Below are 13,451 nucleotides of genomic sequence, written 5' to 3'. Positions count from 1 at the left end.
GCCCGACCCTGCCTCTCACAACACTTAATGACAGCATGAGGATGAACCCGATGGAGCGTATCAATCGCGCCACCCCTTTCGTTGCGGGCTTTTGTGGCCTGCTGATCGCGCAGCAGAGCTTCGGCGAAGGTTTTCTGGAAGACAGCAAGGCCAGCATTCTGGCGCGCAACTTCTTCAGCAACGCAGACAACCGCAGCGGTGCTGCTGACCCGAACTACACGCAGGAGTGGGGCCAGGGCTTCATGCTCAACTACCAGTCCGGCTACACGCCCGGCACCGTCGGCTTTGGTGTCGATGCGCTGGGCCAGTTGGGCATTCGTCTGGACTCGGGCAAGGGCCGCCACTACAACCCGCAAAGTACCGCATTCAATGGCAACATATTCCCGACTGACAGTGACGGCCGCGCGGTCGATGAGTTCAGCAGCCTGGGCGCGACGCTCAAGGCACGCGTTTCAAAAACCGAGTTGAAGTACGGCACGCTGGTGCCGATGCTTCCGGTGGTCATGTCCACTGATCGCATGCTGCAACAGACTTTTCGCGGCGGGCAGATCCAGTCGAAAGACCTGAGTGATTTCACCTTCACTGCCGGGCAACTGGAACATGTAATGGGCCGCGGTTCGACCAACCAGATGGGCATGTCGATTCCGGGTGCCAATAACCCGCTGACCGGCGAATTCGTCAACAAGTTCTACTACGCAGGCGTCGATTACAAACCGACCAAAGACCTGACCTTGCAGTATTACTACGGCAACCTGGAAAACTTCTACAAACAGAACTTTCTCGGACTGAAATACGACATGCAACTCGGTCCGGGCACCCTGCGCACCGACCTGCGCCACTTCGACAACCGCTCGGACGGTGCAAACGGTCACGATCCGGCGTTCTACACGGTGGGTTATTACGGCAACGGCGTTACCAAGGGTGAAGTCGACAGCCGCCTGTCCAGCGCCCAGTTCACCTACCTCATCAACGGTCATACCTTTGCTGCCGGTTATCAGGCAGTGACCGGCGACAGCGACGCGGTATGGTTGAATCAGGGCGATGGATCAACTGCTTACTTCATGACCGAATCCATGATCGGCAAGTTCCAGCGCGCCGGAGAACGCACCTGGCAGGTCCGTTACGGCTATGACTTCGCCAGGCTTGGCGTTCCCGGGCTGAACTTCCTGGCCATGTATGAAAGCGGTTCGAACATCCAGACGTCCGACGGCGACAAGAAGGAATGGGAACGCAACGTTACCCTGAGTTACGTGGTGCAGTCCGGCCCGGCGAAAAACCTCAGCGTTGCACTGCGTCATGCACAACTTCGTACCGAGTTTGCCAGTCAGCGTGATGCCGACGAGCACCGGATCATTGTCAGCTATCCGATCAATATTTTCTGATCCTGCGAAAACAGCAGATGGAAGTAGCGTCTGCTGTCTGAGCACCTGTTAAACTCCCCCGCCGTTATTTTTCACGTCCGGGCATCTTGCCCGGACGCTTCTGCATTCCTGTCTTGGTATACAAGGAGTTCGTGACCCCATGGTTGCAGGTACAGACCTGAGCGCAATGCAGTGAATTGCTGGTCTATTCTGGGGCTGGACGCTCCTTCTGATATTCGCAGTATCAAGCGCCGTTACGCTGTACTGCTCAAACAGAACCGCCCGGACGAAGATCCGGCTGGTTTTCAGCGGTTGCGTGATGCCTATGAGCAAGCGCTAAGCTGGGCTGCCGAAACTCAAGAAGAGCCGGTGGAACAGCAAGGCCCATTGCTTGCGCCGACTCCCGAAATGCCGTCGCCAGCTCAGTCTTCCAGCGCCTCAGATCTTCAACGCCGCAGGGCTGACCTGCTGCTTGAAGGTGTCACTGCGAAGAATCTGGACCAGCGACTGGAACACGCCCGAGCTACACAGTGTGAGCAGGCGTTCGAAGTAGGCATGCTGGAATATTGCCAGACGGATGCTCCCGATGTCTGCGAGCTGACCGAGCGCGCAGTCGAGCTTTTTCAGTGGCTAAGTGCCTGGCAACGCATCGACCTGTCCTTGCGGGCGACGCAAACTGTTCTGAACAATCTGTCACGCAATACCGAACAGAAGCTGGCAGAGGCGCTGAACAGCAGCAATGCCGAATCCTTCTCCAGTCTGTACCTGCATCTTGACCAGGCTGCCTGGATGCAGACTCTCGACCGGCGTATATGGCTTAACAAATACCTCGCTGGGTTACTGGCCCACGCTGAAGTCTGGTCCAGCCCTATTTTTGATGCCGTGTGCGAGTGGCAAGGCTGGAAGAAAACCGACGGTCGCACTTTTTGCCCGGAACCCTTCTGGAGTCGGCTGTTGGCACGCAGTCGTCAGGCCTTGTTTCTCGAAGAGCTGCAGCGTCTTGCCACGCAGAAAATCGACAGTACAGGCTCACGTGCAGCCCGCCTGCTGTTCCTGCCCATGAGCGATGACGCTCGCGTGTCAATGACCATCCGCTTCACCCCTGCCGACTGGCAAGCCTGTGAGTCGCTGGCCAACACAGTGGCGCGACATTACCCGGATTTGGCCAGCCATGTGCCCGGCGAAAACGTGTACTTCTGGCGACCGTTGCGCCGACATACATCGTTTTGGGCATTGCCGTTTGCAATCGTTGGCGCAGCGTCCATGACGGCATGGGACAGTTATTACCGACTGGGAAGTGATCCGGGCGAAACAATGATCGCCCTGTTGCTGATTATTGGCGCACTTGGCCTGATGGCGGGTTTGCTTTACGTAGGCGGCCAGACGCTCGGCGTTTTTGCCTGGCGCCTTGATGAGCGACTCACCAAGCGCTTTGGTCGCTGGCTCACACTGCGCCGCCCGGTGCCGCTTTTGCTGCGAGAAAGCACCGTAAGCTGGGCGCCCGCAGTACCCGCCTGGCTGATCGGGGGATGGAAAGCGTTACTGATTTACTCCGCAATACTCACCGTGGCTGCTGCCGGCACTCGCATTGCCTGGCCGGAAGGGCTCAAGCGGACATTTTCAATCGCTCCAGGCTCGCCGGCCAGAGAATTTATGATTGGTATTGTGGTGATGGGCCTGACAGTCTCGTTGCTGTTCATCTCCGGCACTGTCATCAACTACCGGCCGGTGCAAGAAGGTCAAGGTCTGCAGGCGTGGCCGAAGCGCCTTTGCGCAGCCCTGCTTGAAACAAACCAGCCCTGTCACCCGCCCTCGCGGGACCAGTGGTATGCGCCCGCATCTGCTCTGGAGGCTGGCCATGATCAGTAATCGAGCGTTCATCGCCGCTATTTGTGTTTTCGCGACCATCGTCTGGGCGCATCACAGATTGACCAGCACCCACCGCATTCCGACAGACACGATTGCAGATACTTCAATGATGCGGGACGCGGCAGCGTGCCTGGTATTTGACGATGCTCTTCTGCTTGAACGCTATGCTGATTATCGCAAGCACTATCAGGCGCTGATTGATGGCAGCGAGGGTGTGGGGCCGTTCATCCAAAGCTTTGCAATGGGTGAGAGCAGTCGTTCCATCGCAATCAATAAGAGTTTGGCCTGCCGTATCCGTTACCCACAACTGCTCTACCCCAAGTCAGATCCGCTGGTCATTGCCGTAACCGAGTACAGCGAGACGCTCGACGCACTGCGTGAAAAAACGTTTGATGCCGAGGCGCTCTACAATCAACCACGCCCCGATGTCAAACTTGCCCGGCAGCTGGATGCAGACATTACTCAAGGGATACAACAACTGCAGCAGCGCAGTCTTGCCGTTCGAAAACGCTTCGAGGAACCTCAATTTCTGGCACGCAGCGAACAGCTCGTGGCCATTGACGATCACCTTGGCCACGATCAGCACTGGCACACGCTCAACTTCATGATCCTCGCCCGGCAAACGATCAATTACCTGAACCAGAACGCAGATAACGTTCGCCTGAACCCGGACGCGCTTGAAGCCTTGCACACCGAACTGGCTAACGCATGGCTGGATGCCGAGCGCTATTTCAAAAATATGCCCAACCTCAAGTCTGCCAATGGGAAACGCCCGATATGGCTTGTGATCAAGACGCCCGCACAGAACTGGCTATCAGCTCTGGACACCTTGCAACGGCAGTGGGCCGCTCATGCCGATGTTGACCAATTGAACAAGAGTCTGCTGACGGTAGAGCAGCAGTACGATCAACTTCTGAAGCAATACAACGCATCGGTGCTTGGACAGTACTAACCGCTTCAAGTGAAGCCGGCAGAGAAATGTATCGGCAGATACATTTCTCTTGAGAGATGAATGAACTCAGCCAGACACCTGATCCAGAAATATCAGCTGCGGTGGCTCTGCCAGCCACTCGCCGCTTGCAGCTGCAAACTGTTGGTAATGCGGCGTGGCAACGTGCGCATCCAGTGCCGCCTGATCCTTGAAGCATTCACGCATGTAAAACGTGCCGTGCTCATCGCGCGCTTCGAACAGTGTGTACTCGATATTGCCCGACTCTGATCGGGACGGTTCCACCAGTGCTGATAATGCTTCTTTCAATGCGGACTCTTTGCCCACAACGGCTTTCAGAACGGCGATCAAGGCCAACGGCTTTGCAGGTGTATTCATTATCAATGCTCCGGTATTCAATTCGATCAATGAGTGGGGGCAGGCGCAGCGTCGACTTTCACGCGTAGCAGGCTATAAGGTTTGGCACGCTTGTCGTGGCCCGAATTGAAACCGGCCTGACGGTGCAATTGGTTGACGATGAAATACAGGTAGCCATCCGGACCGATAGACAACGTATCAGGCCACAGCATGCGAGGATCGTGCGCCACGGTTTGCCATACACCGCTCGGCAGGCGTTTGCGAATTGCATTGTGCTCGTAGTCACCTGCATATACAGCACCGTCTGCATCAGCCTCAAGACCATCGGAGGCGCCCTTTTCACCGAGGTCCTGAACAGCCGCGGCCAGTTGCTGCTCACTTACACCGCTGTCGTTCAACAGCTCGGTCGCGACGGAGTACAGGTGGCGGCTGGACAGTGGCGAGAAATAAAGCGTTTTGCCATCGGCCGACAGCGCAATGCCGTCTGCGGCTACGTGAACCGGTTTGCGCGATCCGTCCGGGCCATCACCCAGCACCGGCACGCCCTCGACCACGGGCACGAAAGCCGGGTCGGCAGACGTCGACTTCGCGCCGCTCAGGCGCCGTACGGCATGCCCACTGGCAATGTCCATGACAATGATTGCACCCGGACCGCTTACCGAAGAGTCAGTCACATAGACAGTCCCCTGCGATCCTTTGCGAAAGTCGAAGCGCATGTCGTTGACATAAGTGCTGGGCAATATGACGTTATCGGGAAACACCAGCCGATTGACGATTCGGTTGGTGGCCAGGTCTACCGCAACCAGCTTGGCACCACCCGGACGCGGAGCAGCAAACTGCGGTGCGGCAGTGTCCAGAAGCCAGACGCGTCCTTTGCCGTCAGCCACCACACTCTGCACGCTGATCAGTCCGTCGCCGGGGTCCTTCGGATTCTCGTGGTTGACCGCCAGATCCGGGTAGGCAACAACTTTGCCTTCACGAATCTCGCCCACCGTAAAAGGCACCTTGTCGCCCCAACGAGGGAAGTTGACGAAGATTCGCCCGGTTTCAGTGACTGTCACACCGGTAGGCATCGCATCGTAAAAGGCATGCACCTGTTCAAGCTTGCCTACCGACCTGTCGGCAGGGGCGCTTGCAGGGAGCCCGGTGATGGTCGCGCCGTAGGCCAGTGAGGTGGTGAGTGTGGCGGCGGACAGGATGGCCAGTGCTGCGCAAATTGATTTTCGATGCATGGTGCTCTCCTGATGGGACAGCCAGGGCTGCTCATCGGTATTCAGTAATACGGGCTGTGCGCACGGAAGGTGATGACGTTCATCACTCTACGTGGCTCAAGGACGATGGATGGACAAGACTGCGAGTATTTTGGTCTTTCTCATTACAAAGAAAAACGCGGGGAATACGCTAACACTTTCAACGCCGAGGCGAAGATCACCGCCTTTGCCAAGACACGCAAGCACCACGCTCATGCGGCAACGCTGCGCCTGGAAGGACTCCAGCCGCTCATTTGGCGGCTATAAACAAATATCCGAGTCAGGCCAATAACAACTCAGGCCACTCCCCTTGCACGAGTCTCATCCGACCAATCAGCCGCCGACCTTGGCCCAGCGGAGGGATCCAGACTGCTGACCGCATCCAGGCGTTGAATCTGTTCGTCAGTCAGCGTCAGCGACAAGGCGCCCAGATTATCGGCAATCTGCTCGTGCGAACGAGGCCCGATGATAGGAACAGCACCGTGCGAACCTGCCCAGGCAATGGCTACCTGACCCGCGCTGACACCAAGCTCACCGGCAACCTCCAGAACAGTATCGAGAATCCGTGTGCGCTGCGCCGAGTTCTCAGGCTGGAATACCTTGCCGCCAAACCCCTCAGCGCGCCCGCTCTCCCCTTTGCGATATTTGCCGGTCAGCATGCCACCCCCCAGAGGTGACCAGGTGACGACGCCAAGGCCAAGCGCGTAAGAAGCCTGAATAAAGATCAGCCTCAGGCTCGCGATGCACCAGGCTGTGCTCGAACTGAGCGGCTGCAATCGGTAATGCACGGCTGATTTCGGCCAGCGTAACCGCGCGAGCAAGCAGCCATGCAGGGAAATTGGACAGGCCTGCGTATAGGATTTTCCCTGCACGCGCCAGATCTTCAAACCCTCTGACAATTTCCTCGATGGGTGTAACAGCGTCTGGATGGTGCGCCCAATAGATGTCGATGCGATCCGTCTTCAAGCGTTTGAGACTTGCTTCCACCGAGCTGACCATTGCCTTGCGATTGTTGCCGATGGCCAGTCGGCCGGGATTGGCCGAGGCACCGTTGGTAAATTTGGTCGCCAGCACGAAATCATCGCGCCGGCCTTCCAGCAGCGTACCGAGTAACTCTTCGGACTGACCGAACTGATATATGTCTGCAGTATCGATGAAGTTGCCACCCGCCTCTGCATAGGCGTTGAAAATTGCCTTGCTGGCAACCGGGTCTGCGCCGTAGCCCCAGCCCGTGCCGAAGTTTCCTGTGCCCAGCGCCAGTTGCGAAACATTGAGCCCGGTTTTGCCAAACGTTCTGTATTTCATGGTTTTGCTCCTGCCGATTGAGGATCGCCCGTGGCGCGATCCTGTTGCCGAGAAACAAGGTGGACAGCTAACAGTCAGCTTTGAGCGGTTATGATTACGATCAGCATCTTAACTGTCAATCATTTTGATGATGGTCAGCATCAATGCTATATTCACGCCCTGCCGAACCCGGACGGGTAAAAACCAAGCAGGCAAGAGAGGCAACTCACATGAGAGTCACCAAGGCGCAGGCCCAGGCCAACCGGGCACACATTGTCGAGACGGCATCCATCCAGTTTCGCGAGCACGGCTTTGACGGTGTCGGGGTGGCAGACTTGATGGCCGCAGCGGGTTTTACCCACGGCGGGTTCTACAAGCATTTCGGCTCCAAGTCCGATCTGATGGCCGAATCGGCTGCCTGTGCCATCTCGCGCACCGTGGAGCAATCGAAAGACGTCGATCCTGCGCAGTTCATCGAGTACTACCTGTCCAGAGAGCACCGGGATAACCCAGGCACAGGCTGCACGATAGCCGCACTCAGTGCTGATGCTGCACGTCAGTCAGACGACGTCAAGGTAACCTTTGCCGAGGGCATAGAGAGCATGCTTGCCGCCCTGGCTCCGGCAGGCACGTCTCCTGGCGACAACGAATGGAAACAGGCGCGGGCAAACACCATCGATATGTTTGCCCATGCACTGGGCGCGCTGCTGCTATCGCGCAGTTGCCCGAACGACTCGCCACTGGCAGACGAAATACTCGATGTGTGCCGTACGAAAATGCTTGAGCAACTGCAGGCTCTTTGACCGCTTCTATGAAGGAAACAGTTTGCTCAGGCACGCCAGCTTCTTTTTGTACGACTTTCGCGCTTCGAGAGCCTCCTCCAGCGTTACCGCCACGAATCGCGCTTTCTGGTTGGGTTGCATCTGACCGATCAGGTCGAGGTCGGCACTGATCACCGTACCGATCATCGCGTAGCCTCCGCCGGACACCGCGTCACGGTGCAAGACAATGGGCTCAAGCCCGGCAGGCACCTGAATCGAGCCGATCGGGTAGCAGCTGTCGACGATATTCGATGGATCGGAGCCTGCCCCGAAAGGCTGCTCCCTGGGCTGGAACGTCAACGCCCTGCCGCCCTTGAAGCGATAACCGATGCGGTCGGCTTCCGAGCCTACGCTCCAGGACTCGGAGAAAAAGCTGGTGGCTGCGAATTCGGTCAGACGCTCGTAATACAGGCCAGGCACCACACGCAGATACACTTCCCCGCCCAAAGACTGTCGCAAAGCCATCGGCAGGCTCGCCCCGGCCCGGCCTTTGCCGCCAGGAATACCTATCGGCAACTGATCATCAGCCATCAGTCGGCGGCCCTGAAAGCCGCCAAGCGCACCCAGCGTGTAAGTCGACCGACTGCCCAACACCAGCGGCACATCAATCCCCCCGGCAACCGCCAGATAGGTGCGCGCGCCGTCCTTGGGGAAGTCGAAACGCAGCACCTGTCCGGCCTTTACCGCAAAGGCAGTGTCGTGGTGCATTTCCACACCGTCGAGGCGCGCCGTCATGTGCGCGCCACAGACAGCGGCCAATGTATCGCACTGAAACTCCAGCTCCGGCCCCAGCAATGTGCATTCAAGCCCGGCGGCACCGGGTGGGTTGCCGACCAGTTGATTGGCAGCGCTGAGCGCATACTGGTCCAGCGCACCCGAGGGCGGAATGCCCAGGTGGTAATAGCCTTCGCGGCCAAGATCCTGCACCGAGGTCGCCAGACCGGGTTTGAGCACCTTGATCATGCCAGCACCTCCTGCAACGACTTGGGATAACCAGCGGGATCAGCCAGAAAGGCATCCAGGGAAAACTTGACCGGACGAATCCGCAAATCGAAGCGTCCGGCTTCAACCTCTGCAACGGCCATATCATAGGTGTCCCGATCAACCGGTTTGAACTGGACGATGTCGCCTGGCCGGAAAAACACCATGTGCTCTTTCAGATAAGCCAGCCCCTGCTGCGGATCGTAGATCGGAGCGGGCGTAACGCCGAACATCTGGTAGCCACCCGCTCCGCGCACCGAATAGATGCAGCCGAAGCAGCCACCGTGACCTAGCGTAAGCTTGGGTGTATCGGTACGTGGCCGCAGGTATTTGGGCACTTGCAGTTGGCGCTCGCGTTCGACCATCTGAAACATGAACGGCAGACCGGCCACAAAACCGACCATCGAGACGAACCACGGCGCGCCGCTATGAGCCGCAATAAAGGCATCGACATCCGCCAGGTTATTGATGCGCGCAGCGTATTCCAGGTCCGTCGAACCCGGGTCCTGGTGGCGGTCACGAAAACGCATCAGGGTTTCATGGGTCCAGGGATCGTTGTAGAGCACCGGAATCTCGATGATACGGGTTTGCAGCGTACGTTCGGCCACCGCATCGACCTCGGCAGCTCTCACCGCTTCGAGCAAGGCATGCGGTGCGATACGGTCCGGGTCGAAGCGGATCTGGAACGACGCGTTGGCCAGGCATACGTCCAGTACACCGTCCAGTTCCAGACGCTCGACTGCACGGGTCACCGCCAGCCCTTTGAAAAATGCCTCCAGCGACATACTCTCGCTGACTTCCGCGAACAGGTGTTCATCAGCGCCAAAGCTGTAGCGAATCGGATCAGCCATGTCTGTTCCTTGTTGAATTTGTTGTAGAACGGCAGGCAAATATCAGTAACGTAGCTCGTGTGTCTGTGCACACGATGCCATTTGACTCAGCGCGGCTTACGCACCGTGATTCCGGCAGCGTCCAGCGCCTTGCGGGTCGCTTCGGCAAGGGCCAGAGCGCCCGGCGTGTCGCTGTGCAAGCAGATCGAATCGAATTCGATGCTCAGGTCCTCGCCCTCGACGGTGCGCACCAGACCTTGCTGGCACGCCCGAACCACGCGTGCCGCGACCTCGGCCGGGTCATGCGCGCGCACATTACGGGTGAAGACGATGGAACCGCTAAGGTCGTAGTCGCGATCAGCGTAGAACTCGCGAATCACCGGCTGACCGAGCTCCTGAGCGATCTTGCAGATAACCGAACCGGGCATGCAGTAAAGCAGTAATTCGGGCTCCAGGCGCTGAAGGTTTTCCACCAGTAGACGGGCAGCGGCTTCATCCCGGGCGAGGTGCATATACAACGCCCCATGAGGTTTGAAATGCTGCAATGCCACGCCCTGAACCCGGGCCAGCTCACGTAATGCACCCAGTTGGTAGAGCATGTCATCGACCAGCTCCTGCGGCGCTGCGTTGATGTGCCTCCGCCCGAAGCCGACCAGATCGCGGAACCCTGGGTGCGCGCCAATGGCAACGCCCAGCTGTTTAGCCTGTTCGATGGTGCGGCGCATGGTGCCGGGGTCACCCGCGTGAAAACCGGTAGCGACGTTGGCGGAACTGATGAAGGCCATCAATTCGTTATCGACACCATCACCAATGGTCCACGCGCCGAAGCTTTCACCCATGTCCGAGTTGAAATCCACCTGCATGGCTTTTGCTCCTGGGGCTATCGGGTTAAGGGTCAGTCCGGAAAAGAAGCTATCCGGCTTCCTGCAAAACACGTTAGATTCGCTTGCACCCCTTGGGTAGATCTATTTACAGATACATCATCTTCTGAAAAACAGATACCCGCCGATTGGAGTGCTTATGTCCCTGACGTTGCGCCAGGTTCGTTATTTCGTAGCAACGGCCGAGATCGGGCAAATCTCGCAGGCGGCCATTCACCTGAACATTTCCCAGTCTGCGGTGACCACGGCCATCAAGGAACTGGAAAGCATGCTCGGCACGCTGTTGTTCCAGCGCTCGGCCCAAGGCATGAGCCTGACCGAAGCGGGTCGACATTTTCTCAACCGCGCCTACGTGATCCTGCGCAGCGTCTATGACGCACTGAACAGCCCGCTACCCGATATTCGCGCCAGCGGCGTATTGCGCCTGGCCGCCAGCTACACCGTGATTGGCTACTTTCTGCCTCACCACCTGCAACGTCTGGAACATTGGCACCCGGATGTAGCCATCGAGGTTCATGAGCGCGAAAGGCAAGCCATCGAACAGGGTCTGTTGCAGGGGCGCTTCGATATGGCAGTGGTGCTGACAGCCAACATCACTCACCCGGATATCGTCTCGGAGACGCTGTTCAACTCCGAACGCCGTCTATGGCTGTCCAGCCATCACCCGCTGTGCCAGCGCGCCGCCGTGAGCCTTGCCGATGTGGCACAAGAGCCCTATATCCTGTTGACCGTCGATGAGGCGGAGCAAAGTGCAATGCGTTACTGGGAACTGGCCGGCCAACGACCTAATGTCAGAGTGCGCACCAGCTCCGTGGAAGCAGTGCGCAGCATGGTCGCCAACGGCAGCGGCGTGGCGATTCTCTCCGACCTGGTACATCGTCCCTGGTCGCTGGAAGGCAAACGTATTGAAACGTTGACTGTCACCGACTCGGTAACGCCAATGAGCGTCGGCCTGGCCTGGCACCGCGAGCGAGAGCTGAGCCCGGCGATGCAGGCGTTTCGTAACTATTTTCACGATGCGTTTCTGGCACCGCAGCAGCTGTCGGCGCGGCGTTGAGGATATTACAACCGGGGCAGTTGATCGAACGCACCGAGATGTACATCTTCAGACCAGATATAAACCCGTCTCGATGGATTCAGAGAACAGAGTCGTCTCCAGTCATGAATGATGGAAAGATCGCCAAGCCCGCTGCCACACATTGCATGCTCTGGAAACTCGCGCAACCAACCGCTCATTTCATCCTCTTGCAGGAAGCTGATGGCTTTGAACGGGGAACGCCCTTTCAATGCATCCTGTACCTGCCTGACAAAACGCTCTGCACATTTACGTCGAGCGCCTCCGTCTCCATTCTGTCCAATATGATTGCCGGTTTCGAGTATCGTAGCCATCGGCAAAAACAGCGACTCTCCAGCAAGTATGCGTTGTTCTAACTGACGAAGGGTTTCAATGTGTTGTTGCGCCTTGATGGGCACATTGAGAATTTCGACGAAGACAGAGGTATCAATCAAGCAGACGGCTGTCATTCTGCTCCTCCATCTGTGTTTTGGCGCAATTCAGCCAACCAGTCCAGCGCTTGTGCCTTGCGCTCATCTTCCGTTGTATCGTCCTTCAAGAAACGATCCAGGATCCTCCGCGTCATGAGTTGCCCTAATGGCCCCTGCGCGACCAGTTCCGGATAGCGACTCAGGTCTCCCAGGCGCACCAGACGGCTGTCGCCGTGTTCAGGATCGCGATAGCAGGCAACCACATCAGCCAGCGCACTATCAGGCAACGCATCCATCAAAGCAGGGTTGTGTGATGTCAGCAGGACTCGCAGCTTTCTTTCGGCAGCGGTAGCTCGGAGTTGTCTTACAAGGGTTTCCGCACGACTGGGATGGACACCATTGTCAATCTCTTCGATAACCACCAGCGCTCCTTCAGGAGCGGTTAAAAGCGTTGCGCCGACGGCTAAAACGCGAAGGGTCCCATCAGAGAGCAGCGGTGCGTCCACGGTTCTGCTTTTCTGTCCGAAAGACTCCACCAGCCTCACCATGACGTCGTTGCGATCAGTCTTTATAAACTCTATGTCGGTGATGTCCTGTTCGGGCAAGGATTTGATAAAGGCGAGCAGTCTGGTTTTCTGTTCCGGCTCTTGAGAAATCCTGTAGAGGACCGCAGACAGATTGCTGCCGTCCTCTTTGATGAGGTCGTCCTTCACATAAGCATAGTCACGCATCAGCGCAGGACGCGGATCAAGAAACACCACATTGCGCAAGGTTTCACGTATGGCTTTTGTAACAGCAGGAATGATGCGCTGTGAGTCATGATGAGCCGACTCAAATCGACCTGGCGTTTCGAGCTGATAGAAAATGGCTTGTCGGTTTGAACAAGGAATATGAGGCTTGTTTTTTCCTCGTTTGAAGTTGTTGTAGGCAACCCTGATCTCATCGGTATGGTCATTGGCGCGACCGTCGACCTGGTACAGAGGAACCGCTTCACCCGGTTTCACTACGCTTTCCGCTGTGACGACCAACTGATCGGCTACCAGGCCAATCGATATTTCAAAATGCCCCCACCCCTTTGGCATGCCCTCAAACCTGCCCCCCAAACTGAAACTCGCAAGAGGATCGCGCAGCAAATCATTTGCCTGCCCACGAACAACCGCATCGCCACTCTGAATTGATCGTGTGATGTCTTCAAGACGGCTGCCTTTGGCCAGCCAGTTGAGCAAGCGAATAGCTTCAAGGACGTTGCTCTTGCCCGAAGCGTTGGCACCGATTAAAAAGGTCATGGCTGCCAGCGGAAGACTTGCACTCTCGTAACTCTTGAAGTTTTTCAGTTCAATCGAAATCAACATGCTTTCGAAACTCGCACACGCGTCATCAAGT

13 protein-coding genes and 1 pseudogene are annotated in these 13,451 nt (G+C 57.2%); 6 read left to right on the top strand and 8 right to left on the bottom strand.

The genetic code is table 11. From position 1 onward, the window contains the following. The first annotated feature begins 50 nt into the window (after window positions 1-50). From AC4ANE_RS14790 to AC4ANE_RS14780, 3 genes are all read left to right on the top strand, one after another. Window positions 51-1,382, top strand: coding sequence for an OprD family porin (locus tag AC4ANE_RS14790; RefSeq protein WP_002553469.1), 1,332 nt, complete (start codon window positions 51-53; stop codon window positions 1,380-1,382). 171 nt (window positions 1,383-1,553) lie between these two features. Further along, window positions 1,554-3,230, top strand: a complete 1,677-nt coding sequence (locus tag AC4ANE_RS14785; RefSeq protein WP_002553468.1) for a J domain-containing protein — start codon at window positions 1,554-1,556, stop codon at window positions 3,228-3,230. Further along, complete coding sequence (locus AC4ANE_RS14780) at window positions 3,220-4,182, top strand: DUF3829 domain-containing protein (protein ID WP_002553467.1); 963 nt, start codon at window positions 3,220-3,222, stop codon at window positions 4,180-4,182. The genes AC4ANE_RS14785 and AC4ANE_RS14780 overlap by 11 nt, the downstream gene beginning before the upstream one ends. 66 nt (window positions 4,183-4,248) lie before the next feature. Here the strand turns inward: AC4ANE_RS14780 and AC4ANE_RS14775 are convergent, their stop codons facing one another. Both AC4ANE_RS14775 and AC4ANE_RS14770 read right to left on the bottom strand, forming a co-directional pair. Beyond that, a complete protein-coding gene (locus tag AC4ANE_RS14775; protein WP_002553466.1) occupies window positions 4,249-4,557 on the bottom strand; it encodes a putative quinol monooxygenase in 309 nt (102 codons plus the stop codon). A gap of 26 nt (window positions 4,558-4,583) precedes the next feature. Continuing rightward, window positions 4,584-5,768, bottom strand: a complete 1,185-nt coding sequence (locus tag AC4ANE_RS14770) for an L-dopachrome tautomerase-related protein (RefSeq protein WP_002553465.1) — start codon at window positions 5,766-5,768, stop codon at window positions 4,584-4,586. Between the two features lie 72 nt (window positions 5,769-5,840). Here AC4ANE_RS14770 and AC4ANE_RS14765 point away from each other — a divergent pair, with 72 nt between their 5' ends. Then, on the top strand, window positions 5,841-6,053 hold the full coding sequence (locus tag AC4ANE_RS14765; RefSeq protein WP_223216219.1) for a hypothetical protein: 213 nt from the start codon (window positions 5,841-5,843) through the stop codon (window positions 6,051-6,053). 29 nt (window positions 6,054-6,082) lie between these two features. On the opposite strand, the pseudogene AC4ANE_RS14760 reads toward AC4ANE_RS14765, so the two are convergent. Continuing rightward, window positions 6,083-7,091 (bottom strand): annotated as a pseudogene (locus AC4ANE_RS14760) (aldo/keto reductase). A gap of 209 nt (window positions 7,092-7,300) precedes the next feature. On the opposite strand from AC4ANE_RS14760, the gene AC4ANE_RS14755 reads away from it, so the two are divergent. Next, a complete protein-coding gene (locus AC4ANE_RS14755; RefSeq protein ID WP_002553464.1) occupies window positions 7,301-7,873 on the top strand; it encodes a TetR/AcrR family transcriptional regulator in 573 nt (190 codons plus the stop codon). 6 nt (window positions 7,874-7,879) lie between these two features. Here AC4ANE_RS14755 and AC4ANE_RS14750 read toward each other — a convergent pair whose 3' ends face one another. The 3 genes from AC4ANE_RS14750 to AC4ANE_RS14740 form a co-directional block, all read right to left on the bottom strand. Next, complete coding sequence (locus AC4ANE_RS14750; RefSeq protein WP_002553463.1) at window positions 7,880-8,854, bottom strand: 5-oxoprolinase subunit C family protein; 975 nt, start codon at window positions 8,852-8,854, stop codon at window positions 7,880-7,882. Continuing rightward, a complete protein-coding gene (locus AC4ANE_RS14745; protein WP_002553462.1) occupies window positions 8,851-9,723 on the bottom strand; it encodes a 5-oxoprolinase subunit B family protein in 873 nt (290 codons plus the stop codon). Before AC4ANE_RS14745 ends, AC4ANE_RS14750 begins: the two co-directional genes overlap by 4 nt. Window positions 9,724-9,809: 86 nt before the next feature. Further along, window positions 9,810-10,565 (bottom strand): 5-oxoprolinase subunit PxpA, encoded by a 756-nt coding sequence (locus AC4ANE_RS14740; RefSeq protein ID WP_002553461.1) that lies wholly within the window; start codon window positions 10,563-10,565, stop codon window positions 9,810-9,812. A gap of 157 nt (window positions 10,566-10,722) precedes the next feature. On the opposite strand from AC4ANE_RS14740, the gene AC4ANE_RS14735 reads away from it, so the two are divergent. After that, window positions 10,723-11,640, top strand: coding sequence for a LysR family transcriptional regulator (locus tag AC4ANE_RS14735; protein WP_002553460.1), 918 nt, complete (start codon window positions 10,723-10,725; stop codon window positions 11,638-11,640). Between the two features lie 5 nt (window positions 11,641-11,645). On the opposite strand, the gene AC4ANE_RS14730 is transcribed toward AC4ANE_RS14735, so the two are convergent. Continuing rightward, window positions 11,646-12,107, bottom strand: a complete 462-nt coding sequence (locus tag AC4ANE_RS14730) for a hypothetical protein (RefSeq protein WP_005731821.1) — start codon at window positions 12,105-12,107, stop codon at window positions 11,646-11,648. Beyond that, the gene (locus AC4ANE_RS14725; RefSeq protein ID WP_031595650.1) at window positions 12,104-13,420 is read right to left on the bottom strand and encodes an AAA family ATPase; all 1,317 of its coding nucleotides are present in this window, start codon (window positions 13,418-13,420) and stop codon (window positions 12,104-12,106) included. The genes AC4ANE_RS14730 and AC4ANE_RS14725 overlap by 4 nt, the downstream gene beginning before the upstream one ends. Window positions 13,421-13,451: the final 31 nt, after the last annotated feature.

The sequence above is a fragment of the Pseudomonas sp. Pme6b genome (assembly GCF_058129925.1).
Note: the sequence above shows the minus strand (reverse complement) of the source record. Positions and strands in the feature narration are given on the sequence as shown.